Origin of the sequence: Streptomyces sp. NPDC047841 (genome assembly GCF_040704085.1) — a bacterium.
Lineage (GTDB): Bacteria > Actinomycetota > Actinomycetes > Streptomycetales > Streptomycetaceae > Streptomyces > Streptomyces argyrophylli.
In genome coordinates, this window is record NZ_JBEYRP010000009.1 from 139,366 (window position 1) to 160,948 (window position 21,583).

Annotated in this window: 20 protein-coding genes and 2 pseudogenes; 7 read left to right on the forward strand and 15 right to left on the reverse strand. The window is 73.3% G+C overall.

The genetic code is table 11. The annotated features are described in order from the left end of the window. Positions 1 to 4: 4 nt before the first annotated feature. The 3 genes from AB0947_RS16545 to AB0947_RS16555 form a co-directional block, all read right to left on the reverse strand. On the reverse strand, positions 5 to 1,303 hold the full coding sequence (locus AB0947_RS16545) for an extracellular solute-binding protein (protein ID WP_366751041.1): 1,299 nt from the start codon (positions 1,301 to 1,303) through the stop codon (positions 5 to 7). A gap of 167 nt (positions 1,304 to 1,470) precedes the next feature. Continuing rightward, positions 1,471 to 2,244, reverse strand: a complete 774-nt coding sequence (locus AB0947_RS16550; protein WP_366751042.1) for a polysaccharide deacetylase family protein — start codon at positions 2,242 to 2,244, stop codon at positions 1,471 to 1,473. A gap of 287 nt (positions 2,245 to 2,531) precedes the next feature. Continuing rightward, on the reverse strand, positions 2,532 to 2,687 hold the full coding sequence (locus tag AB0947_RS16555) for a DUF6131 family protein (protein ID WP_366751043.1): 156 nt from the start codon (positions 2,685 to 2,687) through the stop codon (positions 2,532 to 2,534). Between the two features lie 332 nt (positions 2,688 to 3,019). Between AB0947_RS16555 and AB0947_RS16560 the strand changes: the two genes are divergently transcribed. Continuing rightward, positions 3,020 to 3,892, forward strand: coding sequence for an SGNH/GDSL hydrolase family protein (locus AB0947_RS16560; protein WP_366751044.1), 873 nt, complete (start codon positions 3,020 to 3,022; stop codon positions 3,890 to 3,892). A 27-nt stretch (positions 3,893 to 3,919) separates the two neighbouring features. On the opposite strand, the gene AB0947_RS16565 is transcribed toward AB0947_RS16560, so the two are convergent. Further along, positions 3,920 to 5,392, reverse strand: a complete 1,473-nt coding sequence (locus AB0947_RS16565) for an oxygenase MpaB family protein (RefSeq protein ID WP_366751045.1) — start codon at positions 5,390 to 5,392, stop codon at positions 3,920 to 3,922. Next, on the reverse strand, positions 5,389 to 6,135 hold the full coding sequence (gene uppS, locus AB0947_RS16570; protein ID WP_366751046.1) for a polyprenyl diphosphate synthase: 747 nt from the start codon (positions 6,133 to 6,135) through the stop codon (positions 5,389 to 5,391). The genes AB0947_RS16565 and uppS overlap by 4 nt, the downstream gene beginning before the upstream one ends. A gap of 394 nt (positions 6,136 to 6,529) precedes the next feature. Here uppS and AB0947_RS16575 point away from each other — a divergent pair, with 394 nt between their 5' ends. The 3 genes from AB0947_RS16575 (at position 6,530) to AB0947_RS16585 (ending at position 9,844) form a co-directional block, all read left to right on the forward strand. Beyond that, a complete protein-coding gene (locus AB0947_RS16575) occupies positions 6,530 to 7,675 on the forward strand; it encodes a serine hydrolase domain-containing protein (protein WP_366751047.1) in 1,146 nt (381 codons plus the stop codon). Beyond that, on the forward strand, positions 7,672 to 9,231 hold the full coding sequence (locus AB0947_RS16580; protein WP_366751048.1) for an alpha/beta hydrolase: 1,560 nt from the start codon (positions 7,672 to 7,674) through the stop codon (positions 9,229 to 9,231). The genes AB0947_RS16575 and AB0947_RS16580 overlap by 4 nt, the downstream gene beginning before the upstream one ends. 130 nt (positions 9,232 to 9,361) lie before the next feature. Continuing rightward, entirely contained in the window at positions 9,362 to 9,844 is a 483-nt protein-coding gene (locus AB0947_RS16585; protein ID WP_366751049.1) for a carboxymuconolactone decarboxylase family protein, read from the forward strand. A 90-nt stretch (positions 9,845 to 9,934) separates the two neighbouring features. On the opposite strand, the gene AB0947_RS16590 is transcribed toward AB0947_RS16585, so the two are convergent. From AB0947_RS16590 to AB0947_RS16625, 8 genes and pseudogenes are all read right to left on the reverse strand, one after another. Continuing rightward, the gene (locus AB0947_RS16590; protein ID WP_366751050.1) at positions 9,935 to 10,816 is read right to left on the reverse strand and encodes a DMT family transporter; all 882 of its coding nucleotides are present in this window, start codon (positions 10,814 to 10,816) and stop codon (positions 9,935 to 9,937) included. Between the two features lie 204 nt (positions 10,817 to 11,020). Beyond that, positions 11,021 to 11,563 carry a hypothetical protein gene (locus AB0947_RS16595; RefSeq protein WP_366751051.1) on the reverse strand — a complete coding sequence of 181 codons (543 nt, stop codon included), beginning with the start codon at positions 11,561 to 11,563 and terminating at the stop codon, positions 11,021 to 11,023. Then, on the reverse strand, positions 11,560 to 12,315 hold the full coding sequence (locus AB0947_RS16600; protein WP_366751212.1) for a DUF2071 domain-containing protein: 756 nt from the start codon (positions 12,313 to 12,315) through the stop codon (positions 11,560 to 11,562). Before AB0947_RS16600 ends, AB0947_RS16595 begins: the two co-directional genes overlap by 4 nt. A gap of 96 nt (positions 12,316 to 12,411) precedes the next feature. Beyond that, complete coding sequence (locus tag AB0947_RS16605) at positions 12,412 to 12,693, reverse strand: hypothetical protein (RefSeq protein WP_366751052.1); 282 nt, start codon at positions 12,691 to 12,693, stop codon at positions 12,412 to 12,414. 60 nt (positions 12,694 to 12,753) lie between these two features. Further along, positions 12,754 to 13,569, reverse strand: a complete 816-nt coding sequence (locus AB0947_RS16610; RefSeq protein WP_366751053.1) for an ABC transporter permease — start codon at positions 13,567 to 13,569, stop codon at positions 12,754 to 12,756. Positions 13,570 to 13,610: 41 nt separating this feature from the next. Beyond that, positions 13,611 to 14,504 carry an ABC transporter permease gene (locus tag AB0947_RS16615; protein WP_366751054.1) on the reverse strand — a complete coding sequence of 298 codons (894 nt, stop codon included), beginning with the start codon at positions 14,502 to 14,504 and terminating at the stop codon, positions 13,611 to 13,613. 3 nt (positions 14,505 to 14,507) lie between these two features. Then, positions 14,508 to 15,707 (reverse strand): annotated as a pseudogene (locus tag AB0947_RS16620) (ABC transporter substrate-binding protein). A gap of 28 nt (positions 15,708 to 15,735) precedes the next feature. Continuing rightward, positions 15,736 to 16,767: an ABC transporter ATP-binding protein gene (locus AB0947_RS16625; RefSeq protein ID WP_366751055.1), complete on the reverse strand. Its 1,032-nt coding sequence runs from the start codon at positions 16,765 to 16,767 to the stop codon at positions 15,736 to 15,738. Between the two features lie 104 nt (positions 16,768 to 16,871). Between AB0947_RS16625 and AB0947_RS16630 the strand changes: the two genes are divergently transcribed. Beyond that, the gene (locus AB0947_RS16630; RefSeq protein ID WP_366751056.1) at positions 16,872 to 17,618 is read left to right on the forward strand and encodes a GntR family transcriptional regulator; all 747 of its coding nucleotides are present in this window, start codon (positions 16,872 to 16,874) and stop codon (positions 17,616 to 17,618) included. A 37-nt stretch (positions 17,619 to 17,655) separates the two neighbouring features. Next, a pseudogene (locus AB0947_RS16635) lies at positions 17,656 to 18,417 on the forward strand (cache domain-containing protein). A gap of 79 nt (positions 18,418 to 18,496) precedes the next feature. Here AB0947_RS16635 and AB0947_RS16640 read toward each other — a convergent pair. After that, a complete protein-coding gene (locus AB0947_RS16640) occupies positions 18,497 to 19,147 on the reverse strand; it encodes an NAD(P)H-dependent oxidoreductase (protein ID WP_366751057.1) in 651 nt (216 codons plus the stop codon). Between the two features lie 130 nt (positions 19,148 to 19,277). On the opposite strand from AB0947_RS16640, the gene AB0947_RS16645 reads away from it, so the two are divergent. Further along, a complete protein-coding gene (locus AB0947_RS16645) occupies positions 19,278 to 19,670 on the forward strand; it encodes a helix-turn-helix domain-containing protein (RefSeq protein ID WP_366751058.1) in 393 nt (130 codons plus the stop codon). Positions 19,671 to 19,764: 94 nt separating this feature from the next. Here AB0947_RS16645 and AB0947_RS16650 read toward each other — a convergent pair whose 3' ends face one another. Continuing rightward, positions 19,765 to 21,243 carry a glutamate--cysteine ligase gene (locus AB0947_RS16650; RefSeq protein WP_366751059.1) on the reverse strand — a complete coding sequence of 493 codons (1,479 nt, stop codon included), beginning with the start codon at positions 21,241 to 21,243 and terminating at the stop codon, positions 19,765 to 19,767. Positions 21,244 to 21,583 lie beyond the last annotated feature (340 nt).

Here is a 21,583-nt window from a genome sequence, read left to right on the forward strand (position 1 = left end):
CGGCTCACCTGGCGGCTCCGAACGCGTCGTCCATCTTCTTCGCCGCGTCGGCGGAAGCCGCCGCGACGTCCTTCCTGCCGCTGACGATCTCCTGGAACATGGTCGGCAGCACCAGCGAGGAGTCGATCTGGGCCCAGGCGGGGGAGGCGGGCACGAACCTGGTGCCGGCGGCGAGGGTCCGGACGAACGGCTTCACGTACGGCTTCTCGGCCGCGGCCCGCCGCCGTACGTCCGTGAAGGTCGGCAGGAAGCCCATCGCGTCGAAGAGTTCCCCTTGCGTCTTCTTCGAGGCGAGCCGTTCCATCAGGTCCACGGCGAGCGTGCGGTGTGACGTGCTCCTCAGGACGCCGATGTTGTTGCCGCCCGCGAACGCCGGCGCGATCGAGCCGGGCTCCACCCCCGGCAGCGGCACCACGGCGTACTTCCCCTTGACCTTGCCGGCCTCCACGGCGGCGTGGCTGAAGTCGCCGCCGATCGCCATGGCCGCCTTCCCGGAGGCGAACGCGGTCACGGTGTCGTTGCCGCCCATGCCCGCGCACTTGGCGGCGGGACAGTTGTCGTCGCCGAAGAGGGAGGTGTACGCCTCGATGCCCTTCCGGGCGGCCGGGCTGTCGATGGCGGAGGCGTACGTGCCGCCCTGGTCCGTGGCCAGATCGCCGCCGTTGGCCCAGATGAACGGCATCGCGCCGTAGGTGTAGGCACCTCCGACGGCCAGGCCGTACAGGCCGGGTCTCGCGGCCCGGATCCGCTTCGCGGTGGAGATCAGCTCGGCCTGCGACCTCGGTGCGCGCAGGCCGAGTTCGCGCAGGACGTCGGTGCGGTAGTACAGCGCCCGGACGCCGACGAAGTACGGGGCCCCGTAGACCTTGCCGTCCACGGTGACCGACTGCCGGGCGGTCGGATCGGTGTCCTTGGCCTCGCTCCAGGCGTCGAACTCCCGGGTGACGTCGGCGAGTCCGCCGTCCCGTACATAGCCGGCGGTGTCGGTGTTGCCGTACTCGATCACGTCGGGCGCGGACTTCGGGTCGTTGAAGGCTGCCTTGACGCGCTGGGCGCGGGTCTCGACGGGGATGTACTCGACGGTGACGCCGGCGCCCCGGTGCGCCTTCTCGAAGCCGGCGACCACGGCGTCGACGACGCGCCGCTTGGGCTGGTTGTCGACCTCCTGGAAGAGCCAGACGCGCACGGTGCCGGTCTTCTCGTCCTTGTCGGAGGCGGAGGTGCCGGAGGTCTGGGGCGCGCAGGCGGCGACGAGGGCGGTGGCGAGCGCGGTGAGTCCAGCGAAACGGACGGACAGCTTCATGCAGTGCTCCTCCGATGCGGTGTTGCAACATGCGCAATGACGATTTCGCTGTGCACAACACATCGGAGGCTAGGGACTGCATGAACACGCCACAAGAGGGCGCCGCCACTCCATGGCCCGGGGACGCACCCCCGTGTGACGCCCTCTGGATCAGCGCACGGGCTGGATCAGCGCACAGGGAAGCCGAACGCGTACCCCTGCTGCTTCAGCCGGGGCAGCAGGGCGCGCAGGGCCGTCACCGTCTGGGAGCGGTCGCCGCCCGCGTCGTGGAAGAGGATCGTGGGACCGCCGGGCAGCTCCCGCTCGACGGTGGCGATGATCGCGTCGCTGCCCGGCCGCTCGAAGTCCTTGGAGTCGACGTTCCAGCCCAGCGGCCGCATCCCGTGCGAGGCCGCCAGCTTCCGGCTGTACGGGGTGAACGCGCCGCCCGGGGCCCGGTAGTACATCGGCCGTACCCCGCCCGAGGCTTTGGTGATCTGCCGCTCGGCGTCCACGATCTGCTGCGCCTGGTAGGCCTCGGACTTGGTGTCCATGGCGGTGTCGTGCGACACCGTGTGGTCGCACAGCCGGTGCCCGGCGGCCACCACCTGCCGTACCAGCTCCGGGTGCGCCTCGGCCTGGGTGCCGACCATGCAGAACGTCGCCTTCACGCCGTTGTCACGCAGCACTTGGAGCACCTGCGGGGTCCAGACCGGGTCCGGGCCGTCGTCGATGGTGATGTTCACCGCGTGCTCGCCCCGGTCGGAGGCGTGGGCGATGGTGACGGACACGGGCTGTGCCCCGGGCGCGGCACCCCGGGCGGAGGCGCGCGGTGCGGCCGGTCCGCCGCCGCTCTGGCCGGCCTGCGCCGTCCACACCGATGTGGCGGCGGCCACCGCCGTGACCCCGACCGCCGCCGCGATCACCCGGCCGTACCATCCCCGTCCACCATGCCGCGCCATGTCCGTCCGCCCCCTGCCGTGCCGATGCCTGTGCCGTGCCGGTGCGTTGCCGAGCAGAAGCTCCGCGCAGCGCAACCGGTGCACCTGGCAGGACGGCCGGGACCGGGCGAGGGATCCCTCTGTTACGGATCACGGACAGTTCCGGGGCGTGTCCGCGACAGTCACCCGTCGCCGGGACGCCGCGGACCCGGGTCGCCTCGGACGCCGAGGGCCGCATACGCCGCCCGGCGGGCGCTGGGCGCGCCCGCCGGGCGGGTTCCTTGGTGGCCGCTCGTCAGGAGCGGCCCTCACCAGTAGTGACGGCGGCCGGCGACCGCGTGCCCCATGGACCCCATGATCCACAGGACGGCTCCCACCACCAGCAGGATGACGCCGATGGTCCACAGGATCGAGATGCCGGTGATGAAACCGATGATGAGCAGGATGACGCCGAGGGCGATCATGACGTGCCTCCAGCCGATGACGGGGCTCCTGTACTCCGAGTGCCCCGGAAACGCCCGCCCTATCAGTACGCTCCGACTTTCAAGAAGTTCTGTCGACCGTGTTGACTCGGCGATGCGGCGGCCTCACATTACCTAGCGGTAGTACCCCGCGGTAACCCCGTAGCCACCCCCACCACCCGCATCGCGCGGTCGCCCCCGCACGCCCTCGGCTCGACCGGAGCCGGCCCGTCCCCGTGCCCCACCGCGCCACCCCACGCCCGAGGCACCGCCATCCCCACGGCACCGCCATGCCCGTCTGCCCTGTGTCCTGTCCCGAGAGGGGAGAGCACCGCATGTCCCTACCCACCCCGCGCCGAGCCCTCACCGCCGCCTGCGCGGCCGTCGGCGTACTGGTCCTCGGCCTCGGCGCGGCCCCCGCCCAGGCCACCGCGCCCCTGAACTACGCGGCCCTCGGCGACAGTTACAGCGCCGCCTCCGGTGTCCTCCCCGTCGACCTCACCAGCCCGCTCTGTCTGCGCTCCACGGCCAACTACCCCCACGTCATCGCCGCCCGGACCGCGGCCCGGCTGACGGACGTGACCTGCGGCGCCGCCCAGACCAAGGACTTCACCGAGGCCCAGTACCCCGGCGTCGCACCCCAGGCCGACGCGGTCACCGCCGACACCGACCTGGTGACCCTCACCATCGGCGGCAACGACAACGGCACCTTCATCAGCGCCATCACCGCCTGCGGCACCGCCGGCGTCCTCAGCGGCGGCAAGGGCAGTCCCTGCGCGGACCGGTACGGCACGTCCTTCGACGACGCCATCGACACCCGCACCTATCCCGCGCTGAAGTCCGCCCTGCGCAGCGTCCGGGCCAAGGCTCCCGGGGCCCGGGTGGCGGTGCTCGGCTACCCGTGGATCACGCCCGCCACCGCCGACCCGTCCTGCTTCGTCAGGCTGCCCGTCGCCACCGGCGACGTGCCCTACCTGCACGCCCTCCAGGCGCACCTCAACGCCGTGGTCCGGCGCGCCGCCGAGGAGACGGGCGCCACCTACGTGGACTTCTCCCAGGTCTCGGCCGGGCACGACGCCTGCCAGGCCGTCGGCACGCGCTGGATCGAGCCGCTGCTGTTCGGGCAGAACGTCGTGCCCGTCCACCCCAACGCCCTCGGTGAACGGCGCATGGCCGAACAGACCTTGAGCACCCTCGGCCTCGGCTGACGGGCGCCACCGTGCCGGGGCCGCCGGTCAGGCGTCGGCGAGCAGCGGGTCGTACGGCGTGGAGCGCTCCCGGCCCGACATGAAGGCGAGGAAGTCGCGCACGAAGGCGCCCCGCGCGTACGTGCCGTCCGCGCCGGCCATGTCCCGCCGGAACGCGGTGCGGAACAGCGTCCGGTACTCGTCCGCGTCGACGCGCTGGTCGCCGTCCTCGTCGGTGACGTCGAAGAGGACCTCGGCGACCCTGATCAGGGCGGGGCCGGCGAGCGACGGCACGGCCGCCGCGTACTCCCGGGCGCTGACGCGGCCGTCGCCGTCGGTGTCGAGAGCCGCCTGGAGCTCCCGCCACCAGCCGGCGAAGGCGTCGTAGAGCCGGGTCTCCTCCGGCTCGTCCAGGTCGAGGCGGCCGGCGAGTTCCCGGGCCATGGCGGCGAGGTCGGGCCAGTCCAGGTAGCCGTCCCCGGTCTGGTCCAGCACCGCCGCGAAGAACTCCTCCGCGCTCCGCCGGGCCGTGCTTCCCGCGTCGGGGTCCGGCTCCTGGGACGGCAGGGGTGAGATCAGCCGGACCAGGGCCCCGGCCCGCTTCATCCGGTCCCGCAGCGCGTTGATCGTGCGGGCCCGGGGGTCGTCGCTGTCGAGGGAGACGGAGAGCAGGTCGACGACGGCGTCGGCCCGGAGCAGGCCGTCGGGCAGGAACCGCGCGAGGCCGACGGCCAGGTAGGCGCTCTGCATCAGGGTCTGGGCGCCGGGCAGCTCGGGAAGCCCGGCCCGCCGCCGGAAGGGCTCCGGCAGGGACGCCACGGTGATCACACCGATGAGCGGACCGGCGAGCGCGCGGCCGGCCGCCCACAGCGTGGGCAGACCGTGCAGGAGCGGCGGCGCGGGCAGGTGGTCGAAGAGCCGGTAGAGGATGACGCGCATCGCCTCCGTGTTCTCCAGCCGCTCCTCGACCACCCGGTCGTAGTAGGTCCAGAACTCCTGCACGGTGGGCGGGAGATGGCGGGCGTCCCCGTCCAGCAGGGCGAGGTACGCCCGGAACTCGGCGTACAGCTGCTCGATCGCCCACTGCTCCAGGGGCTGGCCGCTCAGGCGGCACATCGTGACGCTGCTCTCGAAGAGCGTCGCCACCACCCAGGCCCGCACCTCGGGGTCCATCGCGTCGTACGGCCGGTCGTGCGCGTCGGTGCCGCTCAGCCGGGCGTGCAGCCGGTTGAGCCGGGCCGCCTCCCTGCGCCGTACCTCGTCGTCCGGCCCGAACATGCGCTGCAGGCTCACGAGCGTGTTGCGCAGCCGTCGCCACGGGTGCGTGACGAACGTGGAGTTGTCGATCAGGGCCCCGCCGATCTGCGGGTGCGCCGCCTCCAGCACGGTCCCCCGGATGATGGCCAGCGCCCAGCGCGGATCGTTGAAGAAGGCGTGGAACTGGCTGCCCTCGCCGAAGAGCCGGCCGACAGCGGCCTCGGTGCCGGTGTTCCTGGGCTCGTCGCTGCCCGTGTCCGTCACGGTCGTCGTTCTCCGTTCGTGTCGGGCGCCACGCCGCCGAAGCGGCGGTCGCGCTGCTGGTAGGCGCGCAGGCACTCCACGAAGTGCGCCGCGCGGAAGTCGGGCCAGAGCACCGGCGGGAACGTCCATTCCGCGTAGGCGACCTGCCAGAGCATGAAGTTGGAGATGCGCTGTTCCCCGGAGGTCCGGATGACGAGGTCCACGTCGGGGGTGTCGGGGAAGGGCAGATGAGCGGCGAAGCTCCGCTCGTCCACGGCGTCGGCCGGCACGCCGCTGCGGATCAGGGACCGTGCCGCCGCAACGATGTCCCGGCGCCCGCCGTGGTCGAAGGCGACGGTCAGCGTCATGCCCTTGTTCTCACCGGTCAGCGTCATCAGATCGGCGAAGTCCTGGGCCAGCGCCGGGGGGATGCGGGGATCCGCCACCCCGAGGAACCGGCAGCGGATCCCGCGCGCGTGCAGCAGCGCGGCGTGTTTGCGCACCACGCGGCGGACCAGCCGCATCAGGAAGTCGACCTCGGTGCTCGGGCGCTGCCAGTTCTCGGTGGAGAACGCGTACAGGCTCAGCCACTCGACGCCGGCCGTCCGGGCCGCCTCGATGACGTCGATCACCGTCGTCTCCGCCGCGCGGTGCCCCGACGTCCGCGGCAGTGAACGCCGCGCCGCCCAGCGGCCGTTGCCGTCCATCACACAGGCCACGTGCCGCGGCGTCCGCCGGGCCGAGCCGCTGCCCTCAACCGTCACGCCTGCCCCCCGCAGCGATGAGCGGACCCCCTCGTCCCGTCCAGGGTGTCAGTCCCGGGTTCCGGATACGGCGCATCGCCCGCCGTTCACCCTTGGTACAGATGTGCGAGGGGTGTGGGGCGCGTGCGGGGGCTCGCCCCCGGGCGCGCGCTGGTGCTGTCCCCCGCCCCGAATCGCCTGCCCGCCGGAGTGAGCGCGGCCCCGGCGGTGCCTAGCGTCTGGGGACATGGTGATCTCCTTACCGGGTTCCGCGTCCCGTCCCTCGCGTTCCGTGTCCCGCCGCCCGTCCGATGCCGCGTCGCGCCGCCGTCCACCGGCTTCCGCCTCCCGCCGTCCCCCGGGTTCCGCAGGGGGCCGGCGTACCGGCCTCGCCGCCCTGGCCACGGCCTGCCTGATGGCCGTCGCCACGGCCGTCGCCCCGGCCGCCGCCGCGCAGCCGTCCCGCCGGCCGCCCGGTGCCTGCGGCCCGCACCCGGCGCTGAGCCGGTCCGTGCACCGCCTCGTGGCGCACGACCGGATCCCCGGCGCCGCTGTCCTCGTCACCGGCGCCGGCCCGGACGCCCCCTGCGCGCGCTGGACGGCGGCCGACGGCGTGGCCGAGCTGCGCACCGGCCGCCCCATGAACACCACCGACCGGCTGCGCGTCGGCAGCGTCACCAAGACGTTCACCGCGACGGTCGTCCTGCAACTCGCCGCCGAGCGGCGGCTGTCCCTGGACGCCCCCGTCGAGCGCTACCTGCCGGGCCTGATCCGCGGCGGCGCGTACGACGGCCGCCGGATCACCGTGCGGCAGCTCCTCCAGCACACCAGCGGACTGCCCGACTACCTCGACGCTCCCGAGTGGCAGCACATCGAACGACTGCGGTACCGCCACTTCGAGCCGCGCCGGCTCGTCGCCCGCGCCCTGCGGCTGCCCCGCCCGGAGCACACCTGGCACTACGCGACCACCAACTACCTCGTCGCGGGACTGATCGTGCGCGAGGTCACCGGCCACAGCCCGGAGACGGAGATCAGCCGCCGGATCATCGCGCCCCTGAAACTGCGCGACACGTACTGGCCCGGTGACGAGACCCGCATCCGGGGACCGCACTCGCACAGCTACTTCACCGCCGACGGCGGCCGCCGGGCGGACGGCACCGCCTGGAACACGACCTTCGGCGGGGTCGGCGGGGCCCTGGTGTCCACGCCGGCCGACCTGACCCGGTTCGCCCGCGCGCTGCTCACCGGCCGGCTGCTGCCCGCACCGCAACGCGCGGAGATGCGGCGCACGGTGGCCGCCGACCCCGACCGGCTCTGGCCCGGCGCCCGCTACGGGCTCGGCCTGATCTCCTCACCGCTGTCCTGCGGCGGCACCTGGTGGGGGCACGCCGGGACCGTGCCCGGCGGCCACCGGGCGCTGGTCGCCACCGGCCCGGACGGCCGCGCGGTCGCCTTGGCCCTGAACGAGGTGCCCGCCACGCTCCAGGCCGAACAGGACTTCCTCGACGTCGTCGACAAGGCCCTCTGCGAGGACCCGTCCGCCGAAAGGACCCCCGCATGATCCACGCCACCTTCCCGCGCCGCCTCCTGACCCGGGGCCCGGCGGCCGTCGCCCTGGCGCTCGCGGGCGCACTGGCCCTGGGCACCGCGCCCGCGCCGGCCGCCCCGGCCCGCCCGGCCGCCGACCCCCTCGCCCGCTACCACCACCAGCACCTGCACTGGAAGAGCTGCCGGCTCGGCCCCGACGACACCACCGGCAAGGAACTCGAACAGGCCGGCGCCCGGTGCGCCGACGTCACCGTGCCGTTGGACTACGCCCGTCCCGACGGCCGTACGATCACCGTCGCGATATCCCGGATCCGGGGCACCGACACCGCCCACCGCGCCGGCGCGCTGCTGCTCAACAGCGGTGGCCCCGGCGGGCAGACGATCGGCGATCCGCCGTGGGTGCGCACGGCCATGAAGGACGTCGCCGAACGCTACGACGTGGTCGGTGTGGACCCCCGCTTCGTGGGCCGGAGCACCACCCTGGACTGCCACTGGCCCACCGGCAGCATGATCCGCGGCGCCGGCACCGGCCGCGCCGGCTTCGACCGCGTGGTCGGCCTCTCCGAAGACCTCGCCCGCCGCTGCCGCACCCATGCCGGTGACCTGCTGCCGTACGCCACCACCCGGAACACCGCGCGCGACATGGACGTGGTCCGGGTGGCGCTGGGCGAGCGCAGGATCTCCTACCTGGGCTACTCCTACGGCACGTACCTCGGCCAGGTCTACGCGACGATGTTCCCCCGGCGCACCGGCCGGGTCGTCCTGGACGGCGTGGCCGACCCCGCTCGCTACGGTCCGCGGCTGCTGCGGGGCACGGAGGAGGCGAACCGGCACGCCCTGCGCGACTGGGCCGACTGGACGGCCGCCCACCACGCGGCCTACGGGCTGGGGCGCACCGGGAGCGCCGTGCTCGCCACCGTGGAGGCGGTCCGGTCGGCCGCCGCCCGCACGCCTCTGCGCGTCGGCGGGTACCGGGTGGACGACCATGTCCTGCCCGTCCTCGTCTTCAACGGTCTCTCGCAGGACAACCCCACGGCGTACGGCGACTTCGCCCGGGGCGTGCGGGAGCTGCGACAGGCCGTCGAGGGCCGGCGGGTCGCCCCCTCGCCGTGGCTGGCCTCGGTGCTGGAGTTCGTGCTGACCGGGCACGAGTCCTCCTACGGCAGCGCGCAGACCGCCATCCTCTGCGGGGACGTGGCCGCGCCGCGTGACCCGGAGACCTACTGGCGCGATCTGCGGCGCGCCGGCAGCCGGGACAGGCTGTTCGCGCCCGTCACGTACGACATCAACGCGTGCGCGTTCTGGGACCCGCCGCGCGAACGCCCGACGACGGTCCGCGACGACCTGCCGGCCCTGCTCGTCAACGCCACCGGCGACCCGCGCACCGTCTACCCCATGGCCCAGGCGGTGCGCCGCGCTTGGCCCAGCTCCCGCCTGGTGACCCTGCGCGGAGCGGACCAGCACGCGGTCTACGGCGTCTACGGCAGCCGGTGCGTGGACGGCGCGGTCAACAGCTACCTCGCGACCGGCCACCTCCCGCCTCGCGACCTCACCTGCCCCGCCGGCTGACCACCGGGCCGTGCCGGCCCGCCCCCCCCGCCCGGGGCGCGGGCCGGCGCCGTCGGTTCCCGGGCTCCACCCTCCGCGCCAGTCATGATAGTTTCAAGTTCAACAAAATTGTCACCCGGAGGAGCCCAGGTTGACCAGTCCCGTCCCGGCCGGCGCCGACCGGCGGATCTACATCGACAAGCAGAGCCCCACGGCGTACCGCGCGCTGGTGCAGACGTCCGAGGCGGTGCGCGCGGTCGCCGCCGACGCGGGCCTGGACCGGGTGCTCGTGGAACTGGTCAACCTCCGCGTGTCCCAGCTCAACGGCTGCGCCTACTGCCTGCACCTGCACACCCGGGCGGCGCTGCGGGCCGGCGACACCCCGCAGCGCCTCGGCGTGCTCGCCGCCTGGCGCGACACCGACCTCTTCACGCCCGCCGAGCGAGCCGCCCTGGCCCTCGCCGAGGCGACCACGGCCGCGGCCGACACCGCCGCCCAGGACACCGCCTACGCGGCGGCGCGGGACGTCCTCACCGAGGACCAGATATCCGCGGTGATCTGGGTGGCCGTCACCATCAACGCCTTCAACCGGGTCTCCGTCATGAGCCGGCACCGGGTGCGGGCCGAGCAGTGAGACGACGCGGGCGTACCACCACGTAGACGTCCCCGCGGCCCCGGAGGGGCTGAGCCGGGCCTTCGGGCGACCGGGGGCCCCGCAGCCGCCTCACGTCGCGGGGTGCCGTTCCTGGGCGGGGACCGGCAGGATGACGATCCGCTGGGCGGCCCGGCTGAGGACCAGCACGCCCGCCGCGATCAGCAGGCCGCCGCACACCTCCGGCACGAGCCACCAGCCCGTCCGGATCCGCTCCCCGAACAGGAAGACGCCGAGGGACAGGCTCACCACCGCGTCGCCGATGGTCAGCGCGGGCTGGGCGGCGACCAGCGGGCCGGCCTGGAGCGCGTTCTCCAGCAGGATCACGGCGGCCGCCCCGGCCAGCGCGAAGCCGTAGGTCTGCCACGACCGCAGGAACTCCGCGAGACCGCGGTCGGCGAACGTGCCGGAGGCCGACTTCAGCAGGGCGGCGGTCAGGGCGTTGCCGGTCGCGGAGGCGGCCGCCAGCAGCGCGGCGCGCCGGGCCGGCGGACGGCCCCGGCCGGCCAGCAGGACGGCCGCGGTCATCGCGCCGACACACAGGCACAGGGCCGGGACCCAGCGGACGAGGCCGGCCTGGTCGGTGGCGCCGTGCGGGGCGGCGGCGACCAGCAGGAGGGCGAGCCCGGCCACGCAGCCGCCCACCCCCCACCAGCCCCAGGGCGGCAGCCGCCGGTGCATCAGCGGGGCGGCGACGAGCAGCGCGAAGGGCAGCTCCAGGATGAAGAGCGGCTGGACCAGCGCGAGCGGGCCGTTGACCAGAGCGAGGCTCTGGAACACCGCGGCGCAGACCACCCCGGCCATGCCGATCAGCCAGGCCGGCCGGCGCGCCAGCTCCGCGACCAGCCGGATCCCGCCGCCCCGGGAGACGGACGCCGCCTTGCGCTGGAAGGCGGTACCCACGGCGTTGCTCGCCGCTCCCGCGACGGCGAACGCCGCGGCCAGTTCGATCACGACCGCCTCCTGCCTGCGGGCCGGTCTCCCGGGGGAGTCACGGACCATCCCAGCCTACGGAACCGGGCGGCCCCGCGCGGACCGGCCGACGTCACCGCGCGCCAGGGCGCACCGGGACCTGCCGCTCGGCGCGCAGGGGCCTGCGGGCCGGTGCCCGGGCGGCGCCGGTGCCTGCCGGAGCCCTGCCGGCCGGCCCGCGGAGGGTCACGCGGCGGCCGGGTCCTTCGTGCGCAGGGCCGTGTCCGCCTGGCGCACGCGCCACTCCTCCACGGTGGCCTGCTGGCGCCGGGCCCGCTCCAGGAGGGTGTCGAGCCGGCCGGGGTCCAGGCGCTTGTCGGTCGTGGCGAGCCGGCGCAGGGTGAGCCACCCCGCGGCCTTGCCCTCGACCGCCAGCCGCATCGCCTCCAGCTCCAGGACAGTGCTGAGCGGAGAACGCCGTACCAGACGGCCGTTCAGCTTCAGGCGTCCCACCTTCTCGGCCGTCCAGCCCGCGCAGACCTTGGCGCGCCGCACCGGGACGTCCAGGTCCCGCATGATGTCCAGCAGTGCCGCGCGGTCCTCGCCGATCTCCGCGGCGACCGGCCCGAGGGCCCTGCCCAGCGCGGAACCCCGGGCCGACCGCACCAGGTGGCCCATCCGCTGAGTACCCGCCGTGGCACCGGCGAGGTGGTCGTTGAGGTAGATGCCGAGCAGCTTCATGTCGGCGCCGCCCGTGCTCCGGGGGCCGGTAGTGGCGGGACGGTTCATCGCGCGCCTCCTTCGTGTGTGCCGTGGGGTCGTGGGTGCGGTGGGTCCGGCGGGCCGGCCTCGGCACCCCGGCGGCGATCCGGCCGTACGGGGTGCGAGAGACCCAGGCGTACCTTGTGCACGCCGTCCGAGTAGTGCACGAGCGGCGCGGTCGTGGGCGGCGGCAGCCCCGCCGCCCGGGTGAGGGTCTCCTCGACGGTGCCGAGCCGGGCCTCGCGCACCGGCCAGGGCGCGTGCTCCACGGGTGTCTCCCAGAGCGCGCCGAGCCGCCGGGTGAAGGCCCGCCACCGCGAGGTCAGCCACACGTCCCGGGCGCCGGGCCGGACCGGCTCACCGGGGCGGACGGCCACCTCGTACGAGGGTCCGCCGCCCCGCCGGGCGCCCATGTAGACCACGGTGTCCCCGCGGCGCGTCACCTCCAGGCGGCCGACGTGGTACGGCACCCCGACCGCGCGGGCGGCCAGCATCACCGGGGAGGACACCTCGATGGACAGGAACCACAGCCCGTCCCGGCCGCTCCGGTCGCGCACATAGGTCCGCAGATTGGTCTCGGGGAACGAGGGCAGCGCGAGCGGGAGACCCGGCGGGCGCACGTCGGCCATGACGAACGGCGTGAGGCTCACCCACGCGGCACCGTCGTACGTGTCCGCCACCAGGCCGTCGGGCAGCAGCCGCTGGACCTCTTCCGGCGGGTACGCCCAGTGGACGAAGGTCTGGGTCAGCCAGCCGGCCCACAACGCGGGCAGGTACACGCGCTGCTCTGCTCCGTACGAAACCACGCGCACCGAATCCCCCGGGGGCCCGCGCCGAAACCCGGGGGAGCGGGCCGGCCTGCCCGGGGCGCCGGCTCAGGTGGCCCGGGTGCCGCCGCCGCGGCGGATCCGGCCGAGCAGGTCCCGGTGGTAGGCCGCGAGCTGCCCGGCGGGCACGGGGGCGGGGCTGCCGGTGAGCGTGTACCAGGTGTCGCCGCCGGAGTGCTGGATGACGACGCGCACGCTGTGACCGTCGGAACTCAGGATGGTGGCGACGGTGAGGTCACCGGTGATGACGCCGACCTCGTCGGTCATCGCGCCGCCCGGGCCGGCGGTGACCCGGTCGACGTAACGGGTGATGGCGGGAGGGTTCTTCATGGGCGCAGGTTCGCACCGGCCCGGACCCCGGGGACCGCACCGCGCGGGTGTCGCCGTCGTTCACACCCGGCTGGACGTCGCCGTGTCCGCCGACAGCCGCTGGGCGACGTAGATCGGGATCACCGACAGCAGGACGAGGACGGCGGCCACGACGTTCACCACCGGTGCCTGCTGCGGCCGGGTCATGTTGCCGAAGATCCAGATGGGCAGGGTCTCGATGCCCGGCCCCGCGGTGAACGTGGTGACCACGATCTCGTCGAAGGACAGGGCGAAGGCGAGCAGGCCGCCCGCCAGCAACGCGGAGCGCACCAGCGGGAAGGTGATGTCCACGAAGGCGCGGAAGCTGGTCGCGCCGAGGTCCATGGCCGCCTCCTCGTACGAGCCGGACGTACGGCGCAGCCGGGCCACCACGTTGTTGAAGACCACGACGATACAGAAGGTGGCGTGCCCGACGATCACGGTGAACAGCCCGAGCCCCACGCCGAGCGGCTCCAGCACCGTGCTGAAGGCCGAGTTGAGGGCGATGCCCGTGACGATGCCGGGCAGCGCGATCGGCAGGACCACGATGAAGGACACCGTGTCCCGGCCGAAGAAGCGGTGCCGGGCCACGGCGAACGCGATCAGCGTGCCGAGGACCAGCGCGACGGCCGTCGCCCCCAGCCCCGCCTTCACCGACACCCACAGGGCCTCGCGGGCACCGGAGTTGTGCGCGGCCACCGACCACCAGCGCACGGTGAGGCCCGGCGGCGGCCAGCTCGCGCTGCGGTCCGGGTTGAGGGAGTTGACCAGGACGAGCAGCAGCGGGACGTAGATCACCGCGAAGCCGAGCCCGGCGCCGATGCGCAGGGCGATGCGCGCGGTGCGGCTGAGGTGCATGGCGCTCTTCCTCTCCAGCTTCCGAGGGGTGTGCGGGCGGGCTACAGGCTGTTCAGGGCGCCGGTACGGCGGATCGCCAGCAGGTACAGGACGATGACGGCCACGGGCACGGTGCCGAGGGCGGCGGCCATGGGCAGGTTGAGTTCGATGTTGGAGTAGACGAGGTTGCCGATCAGCTGGGTCTTGCCGCCGACGATCTGCACGGTGATGTAGTCGCCGAGGCTGAGCGAGAAGGTGAACACCGAGCCGGCGGCGACCGAGGGCAGCACCATGGGCAGGACGACCGAGCGGAAGGTGCGCCCCGGCCGTGCCCCGAGGTCGGCGGAGGCGTCGAGCAGGCCGGCCGGGAGCTGTTCCAGCGCCGTGTGGACCGGCAGGATCATGTACGGCAGCCAGAGGTAGGTCAGGGTGAGGACGGTGGCGGGCAGGCCGTAGCCGGGGCCGCTCAGTCCGAACGGCGCGAGCATCCAGTCCGCGAGGCCGCCCTCGGAGAGGATCAGCCGCCAGGCGTACACCTTGACCAGGTAACTCGCCCACAGCGGGGTGAGGATGGCCACGACGAGCAGCGGACGCCACTTCGGCCGGGCCACGCGCGCGGTGTAGAAGGCGACCGGGAAGGCGATCACCGCGCACAGCGCGGTCACCGCGAGGGCCACCCCGACGCTGCGCAGGACGACCTGCCGGAAGACCGGTGTCGTCAGCAGCGCGTGGAAGTTGTCCGTCGACCAGACCTTCACCACCTGGGAGGTGAAGGAGTCCGTCGTCCAGAAGGCGGAGACGAACAGCACCGCGAGCGAGCCGAGGTAGAGGACGGCGAGCCACAGCAGCGGGGCGGTGAGCAGGAGGGCCAGCCGCAGCCGGGGTCTGCGGTGCAGGGTTCCGGCGAGCCGCCGGACGGTGCCCCGGCCGGCGGCGGCCGGCAGATCGGTCGTCACGGCTCAGCCCTTGATCTCGGTCCAGGCCTGCACCCACTTGGCGTACGGGACGCAACGGACGTCCGTGCGGCCGTCGAGGCACTGCTCGATGGGCGTGTTCCAGAAGGCGATCTTCTTCCAGTAGCCCTCGTCGGCGGCGTGGTAGACCGTGCAGAAGTTCTTGTCACTGGTCTCGGCGCACGCCTTGGAGTTGGCGGGGGCCTCGCCGAAGTACTCGGCGACCTGGGCGTTGACCTTGGGGGAGACGATCTAGTCCAGCCACTTGTAGGCGCAGTTGGGGTGCTTGGCCTTGGCGGAGACCATCCAGGTGTCCGACCAGCCCGTCGAACCCTCCTTCGGGACCAGCGCCTTGACCTTCGCGCCCTCGGAGGCGGCGAGGTTGGCGATGACCTGCCAGGTCGTGCCGACCACCGAGTCCCCGCTCTTGAAGGCGGAGACCTCCTTCAAGTAGTCGCCCCAGTACTCACCGACGTTCGCGTTCTGCTTCTTCAGCAGTGCCACGGCCGCGTCGAACTGCTTCTGGTCGAGCGCGTACGGGTCCTTGATCTTCAGCTCGGGCCTGGTGGCCTTGAGGTACAGGGCGGCGTCGGCGATGTAGATCGGCGAGTCGTAGGCGGTGACGTGCCCCTTGTACCGGGCGGCGTCGTCGAAGACGGCGGACCAGGAGGTGGGCGCCGGCCTCACCTTCGCGGTGTCGTACATCAGCAGGTTGGCTCCCCGGCCGTGCGGGATGCCGTACATCTTCCCCTTGACGGAGTTCCAGGCGCCGTTCTTCAACCCGCTGAAGACGTCCTTGTAGTGGGGGACCAGGTCGGTGTTGACGGGGGCCGCGTCACCGGAGGCGATCAGGCGCAGCGAGGCGTCGCCGGAGGCGGAGACGGCGTCGTACTCGCCGGTCTTCATCAGCTTGACCATCTCGTCCGAGCTGGCGGCGACCTTCGAGTGGACCTGGCACCCCGTCTGCTTCTCGAAGCCGGAGACCCAGTCCGCCTTGGGGTCGTTGGAGCCGTCCTCGACGTAGCCGGCCCACGCGACGAGGTTGACCTGGCCCTCCGTCCTGCCGAGCTTCGCGGGGGCCTTGAGGTCGGGCGGGTTGAGGCCGGTGGCGGAGGTGCCGCCGGAGCCGGAGGAGTCGCAGGCGGCGGCGAGCAGCAGCGCGGCGGCGCAGACGGCCGAGGCGCGCAGGGTACGGGTGAGACGCACGGCGTTCTCCAGGGGGAGGGGGACGGTGTCAGGAGGGGAGCCGGACGGCGTGCCGGCGGTGCCACTGGAGGCGGACCCGGGTGCCGCGGTAGGCGGCGACGTCCGCGGAGGAGGTATCCAGGTTCTGCTGGAGCGCGGTGAGCCGGCCGCCGCCGTCCAGGTCGACCAGGAAGCGGGTGGCGTCGCCGAGGTAGACGACCTCGGCGACGGTGCCGGTGGCCGTGGTGTGCCCGGGCTCGTCGGCCTCGGCGGCCTCCTTCAGGACGCGGATCTTCTCCGGACGGATGTTGTACGTGCCGGCGGAGCCGGTGATCCGGTGGGCCGCCTCGCCTTCGAGCAGGTTGGAGGTGCCGACGAAGGAGGCGACAAAGGGGGTCGCGGGGCGTTCGTAGATCTCCGCGGGGGTGCCGACCTGGGCGACGCGGCCCTGGTCGAAGACGGCGATCCGGTCGCTCATCGTCAGGGCCTCCTCCTGGTCGTGGGTGACGAAGACGAAGGTGATGCCCACCTCGCGCTGGATGGCCTTGAGTTCGACCTGCATCTGCTCGCGCAGCTTCAGGTCGAGCGCGCCGAGCGGCTCGTCCAGCAGCAGGACGCGGGGGCGGCCGACGAGGGCGCGGGCGAGCGCGACGCGCTGGCGCTGACCGCCGGAGAGCTGGGCGGGCCGGCGCTGGCCGTAGCCTTCGAGGCGGACCTCGGCCAGCGCCTTGCGGGCGCGGACCAGGCGTTCCGCCTTGGGTATCCGGCGGATCCGCAGCCCGTAGGCGACGTTCTGTTCGACCGTCATGTGCGGGAACAGCGCGTAGTCCTGGAAGACGGTGTGCACGTCCCGCTCGAACGGGGCGAGGCCGGTGACCTCCTGCCCGGCCAGTTCGATCCGCCCCTGGTCGGGGGTCTCGAACCCGGCGACGAGCCGCAGCACCGTCGTCTTCCCGGAGCCGGACGGGCCGAGCATCGAGAAGAACTCGCCGTCCCGTATCTCCAGGTCGACCCCGTCGACGGCGGTGGTCCCGCCGAACGACTTCCGCAGACCCTGGAGCCGGATCGCCATTCCCTCCATGCGGGAACCTTTCTGGCGCGCTGAACGTTGACCGTAAACATATGAAGTCATAGGTCATAGCTCAAGGTCCCCTTAAGGTAAAGCTTGAGTCAACGCACGAGGTGATGGCCGTGAGGCAGCACGAGACCGACGCAAGCGCCCGCAAGGCGGTCTTCAGCCCGGTGGACAGCCGGGCCCGTGTGGACGCCGTCGTCCGCCGCCTCGGCGACGCCATAGAGCTGGGTCTCCTCGCCGACGGCGAGCAGCTCCCCGGCGAGAGCGAACTGGCCGGTCAGCTCGGCGTCTCCACGGTCACCCTGCGCGAGGCGCTCATGGCGCTGCGGCAGCAGGGCCTGGTCACCACCCGCCGGGGCCGCGGCGGCGGCAGCTTCGTCTCCCTGCCCGAGGTCCCCGCCGACGACCGGCTCAGGGCACGGCTGCGCGGCTGGAGCACCGAGGAACTGCGCGACCTCGGCGACCACTGGGCCGCCCTGTCCGGCGCCGCCGCGCGGCTCGCCGCCCAGCGCACCGAACCCGCGGACCTCCGGCCCCTGCGCCGTACGGCCGAGGAGCTGGCGCACGCCGGGGACGCGGCGGCGCGCAGCCGGCTGTACGGCCGCTTCCACGTCGAGCTCGCCGCCGCCGCGCAGTCCGCCCGGCTCACCCGCGAACAGGTCGCCCTGCAGAGCGAGGTCGGTGCCCTGCTCTGCCTCGTCCTCGCCGACGACGCATGTCGTGAAGAAGTTGCGGACCGGCACCGCGCCGTCGTCCGCGCCGTGCAAGATGGGGCCCACGAAACGGCCGGCACGCTGGCCGAGCGGTGCGTCAGGGAGTCGACGGCGCGGCTCGTCGCCGTACGCCTCACCCTCTGACCGCGCCGCGTCCGGTTCTTCGTCCACTGGAGGACACATGGGCGTCAGCGCCGGGCTCGCCACCGCCGCGACGGACCAGGAGGCGTGGGTCGCCGCGCGGGTGTGCGGCGCGCTGGAGGCCGTCTTCGCGTCGGTCGCCGCCACCCGTGCCGACACCGCGGCCCTGCTGGCGCGGGTGGCCGCCGAGGGGCGCCGGCCCGCCAGCCGCGACCTCGCCGCGCTGCGCCCCGGTCTCCATCTGCGCCTGACCCGCGAGGAACTGGTCTCCGGCGCCGGCTTCGTCGCCGCCCCCGGTCTGCTGGCCGACGTACCGGCCTGGCTGGAGTGGTGACAGGCGGGCGCCGACGGAGCCGTACGCCCGCTCCTCCTCGATCTCGACCCCGGGCGGTCGGCCTACTCCGACTACACGCACTGGGACTGGTTCGCGCTGCCCCGGGACACCGGGCGCCGGGCCGTCGCCGGACCGTACGTGGACTACCTCTGCTCCGACGAGTACAGCCTCACCCTGTCGGAACCGGTGTGGAGCGAGGGGCGGTTCGCCGGGGTCGCCGCGGCCGACGTGTACCTGCGGCACTTCGAGGCGGCCGTGCTCCCGCTGCTGCGCGGCCTGTCCCGGCCGGCCCGCCTGGTGAACGCGCGCGGCCGGGTCGCCGCCTCCGCCGACCCCGCCCACCTGGCCGGCTCCCTCACCAAGGGCCCGGACTTCGGCGAACTCCTCACCGCCGGGCGGCCCGCCGGGTACGACGGTCTGCGGCTGGTGCCGTGCCCGGGCGTGCCGCTGGTGCTGGTCCTCGCCTGAGCGCTCTCCGGCCGGCTCCGCGCACGCGCGCGACCCCGGGCCGCCCGTGCCCGGGGTCCGTCGTGCGGTACGGGGAGCGTCAGGCCGCGAGGCGCTCTGCGAGCTGCTTGGCCTTGCTGGCCGCGGCCGCGAGGGCCTGGTCCCGGGAGGCCTCGTACAGCGGGATCAGCTCGGCCATCGCCGGGTTCTGCGGGGCCATGGTCAGCTCCGGGACGATGAAGTCCAGGTCCATGCCCAGGGCGTCGGCGAGGACGGCCGTGAGGTAGTTCTGGACGTACTCGTACCCCTCGCGCGGGGTGCCCGGCGCGTAGGAGCCGCCGCGGCTGGCGACGACGGTCACCGGGGTGCCCTTGGCGGACGGGGCCTCGCCCGCGGTGCGGCCGAACAGGATCACGTTGTCCACCCAGGCCTTCAGGGTCGACGGGATCGTGTAGTTGTACATCGGGGCGCCGATCAGCACCGCGTCGGCCTGCTCCAGCTCCTCGATCAGCCTGACGCGCTCCGCGAAGACGGCGGCCTGCTCGGGCGAGTGCGCGGACGGGGGGACGAAGCCGGCGACGTGCGCCTGCGCCGAGAGGTGCGGCACGGGTTCCGCGGCCAGGTCGCGGTAGACGACCGTGCCATCAGGGTGCTGCTCCTTCCAGTGCTTGCGGAAGGCCTCCGTCACGGCGCGGGAAGCCGACGCCTCGGTCGGGAACACGGACGAGTCGATGTGCAGCAGGGTGGGCACAGGGTTTTCTCCTGAAATGGGGCAGGACGGCCGCGCACCGAGGCGTCGGCTCACGTTTCGTTCAGAACTATGTTTAACACACTCACTTACTTTTCTTTAGCCCCCTACGGTGGGGTAGTAAGCTGGGGGCATGGCGGCAGAGCAGAACCACGACAGCGCGGCGTGCAAACGGGTGGACGACGGCATCACGCGTGTCTTCCAGTTGCTCGGGAAACGCTGGAGCGGCCCGATCGTGGCCGTCCTCGTCGAACAGCCCGCGTACTTCGCCGACCTGCGGCGGGCCATCCCCGGCATCAGCGAGCGCATGCTCTCCGACCGGCTCGCCGAACTCGGCGCGGCCGGCCTCGTCCTGCGCGAGGTGGACGAGGGCCCGCCGCTGCGCGTGTCCTACCGGCTGACCGAGTCCGGCGCAGCCCTGGAGCCCGCCCTGCGCAAACTGGCGGACTGGGCCAAGGCCTATCTGCCGGAGGCGTCGGGATGCACCGAGACGAACCTGGAACGTCCGGCCGAGGTCCGCAACTAGGAGCGGGCGCCTGGGGGCCGCGCCGGGCACCTGGCAGGGGCCGGACGCGCGTGTCCCCGCGTGACCGCCCGGTGAGCGGGCGGCCGGACCCGCGTCAGTCGACCGGCCAGGTGTGCACCGGCGCGTTGAGGTGCATGTAGTCGATGTACACCTGGGTCATCCGGCGCAGCACCTCGTGCCGGCCGGCGTGCGTCCTGCCGGCGAGGTGACGGAACATCTCCTTCTGCCACACCGCTCCGTTGCGTGCCGTGACACAGCGCTGCTCGATGACGCCGAGCAACGGCTCCCGCCACGCCGCGTCCATGCCCGAGTGCTCCAGCCCGCGGTGCGCGAGCGGCAGCAGCCGCCGCAGCACCAGCTCCGGCACCGGCACCTCACCCATCCCGGGCCAGTACAGCCGCGCGTCGATGCCGTGCCGGGCGGCTGCGTGCAGGTTGTCCCGGGCGGCCGAGAAGGACATGCGCGACCACACCGGACGGTCCTCCTCCACCAGGGCCCGGGTGAGGCCGTAGTAGAAGGCGCCGTTGGCGAGGGTGTCGGCCACGGTCGGGCCGGCGGGCAGCACCCGGTTCTCCACCCGGATGTGCGGCAGGTCGTTCGCGACGGCGTAGACCGGCCGGTTCCAGCGGTAGATCGTGCCGTTGTGCAGGGTCAGTTCGGGCAGTTCGGGGATGTCGCCGCGGTCCAGGGTCTCCGCCGGGTCCTGCTCGTCGCACAGCGGCAGGAGGGCCGGGAAGTAGCGCAGGTTCTCCTCGAACAGGTCGAAGACACTGTTGATCCACTGCTCCCCGAACCACACCCGGGGCCGTACCCCCTGCACCTTGATCTCTTCCGGACGGGTGTCGGTGGCCTGCTCGAACAGCGGGATACGCGTCTCGTGCCACAGCTCCTTGCCGAACAGGAACGGGGAGTTGGCCGCGAGCGCCACCTGCACCCCGGAGATCGCCTGCGCCGCGTTCCAGTAACCGGCGAAGTCCTCGGGGGACACCTGGAGATGGAACTGCGTGCTCGTGCACGCGGCCTCCGGGGTGATCGTGTCCGCGTAGGTGCGCAGCCGGTCGGCTCCGTCGATAGCGATGCGCAGGTCCTCGCCGCGTGCCGCGAAGACCTGGTCGTTGAGCAGGCGGTAGCGGGGGTTCTCGGACAGGGTGTCCTCGCCGATGTCCTCCTGCCGCAGCGTGGGCAGGATGCCGACCATGAGCAGGCGGGTGCCGACCGAGCGGGCCCGCTGGTCGGCGTGGTTCAGCGCGGCCCGGATCTCCGACTCCCAGGCGTCCGGTCCGCCCGCCGTCAGCCGCCGGGGCGGCACGTTGATCTCCAGGTTGAACCGGCCCAGCTCGGTGGACCAGGCCGGGTCGGAGATGGCCTCCAGCACATCGCTGTTCCGCATCGCCGGCTCGGCGTCGTCGTCGACCAGGTTCAGCTCGATCTCCAGGCCGACCTGCGGCCGCTCCGACTCGAACCGTGCCTCACGGAGCATCTGCGCGAAGGCGTCCAGGCACTCCTGCATCTTGATCCGGTACCGGCGGCGGTCCTCGCGGGTGAAGACGAGCGCCGGGACGTCACGCCCCATCGACCCTCCAGCGTCCCTCGTCGGACCTCTCCGTCCAGCGTGGCACCAGCGGCGGACGGCCACCATGCGGACGAGGGGCCGGGAGCGGGAGACCCAGTCCGGCCTCGGCAGGGAGTGCGGTGGATTCCGGCCCGGGGCGTGCGTACGGCGGGCGGGGTTCCGGCCCGCCCCCGTCGCGGCCGTACGCGCGAGCGGGTCGGGAAGCCGGGGCGCGGGTCGCGGCCGGCCCAGCCGAAGCGGCGGGCGCCCTCGCGCCCCGGGCGAGGTCACCGGAACGCCCCGCCCGGCCGGCAGCGGCCCCCCGCCGTGGTGAGGCCAGGGAGTCGGCCGCTGCCGTGCC

Excerpts from the sequence above, each read along its gene's own strand:
- AB0947_RS16625 (WP_366751055.1), bottom strand. The coding sequence starts at position 16,767 with ATGGAGGGAATGGCGATCCGGCTCCAGGGTCTGCGGAAGTCGTTCGGC.
- AB0947_RS16645 (WP_366751058.1), top strand. The coding sequence starts at position 19,278 with ATGGCGGCAGAGCAGAACCACGACAGCGCGGCGTGCAAACGGGTGGAC.
- AB0947_RS16545 (WP_366751041.1), bottom strand. The coding sequence starts at position 1,303 with ATGAAGCTGTCCGTCCGTTTCGCTGGACTCACCGCGCTCGCCACCGCC.
- AB0947_RS16560 (WP_366751044.1), top strand. The coding sequence starts at position 3,020 with ATGTCCCTACCCACCCCGCGCCGAGCCCTCACCGCCGCCTGCGCGGCC.
- AB0947_RS16595 (WP_366751051.1), bottom strand. The coding sequence starts at position 11,563 with ATGAACCGTCCCGCCACTACCGGCCCCCGGAGCACGGGCGGCGCCGAC.
- AB0947_RS16550 (WP_366751042.1), bottom strand. The coding sequence starts at position 2,244 with ATGGCGCGGCATGGTGGACGGGGATGGTACGGCCGGGTGATCGCGGCG.
- AB0947_RS16575 (WP_366751047.1), top strand. The coding sequence starts at position 6,530 with ATGGCCGTCGCCACGGCCGTCGCCCCGGCCGCCGCCGCGCAGCCGTCC.
- AB0947_RS16630 (WP_366751056.1), top strand. The coding sequence starts at position 16,872 with ATGGCCGTGAGGCAGCACGAGACCGACGCAAGCGCCCGCAAGGCGGTC.
- AB0947_RS16605 (WP_366751052.1), bottom strand. The coding sequence starts at position 12,693 with ATGAAGAACCCTCCCGCCATCACCCGTTACGTCGACCGGGTCACCGCC.
- AB0947_RS16555 (WP_366751043.1), bottom strand. The coding sequence starts at position 2,687 with ATGATCGCCCTCGGCGTCATCCTGCTCATCATCGGTTTCATCACCGGC.
- AB0947_RS16650 (WP_366751059.1), bottom strand. The coding sequence starts at position 21,243 with ATGGGGCGTGACGTCCCGGCGCTCGTCTTCACCCGCGAGGACCGCCGC.
- AB0947_RS16580 (WP_366751048.1), top strand. The coding sequence starts at position 7,672 with ATGATCCACGCCACCTTCCCGCGCCGCCTCCTGACCCGGGGCCCGGCG.
- AB0947_RS16610 (WP_366751053.1), bottom strand. The coding sequence starts at position 13,569 with ATGCACCTCAGCCGCACCGCGCGCATCGCCCTGCGCATCGGCGCCGGG.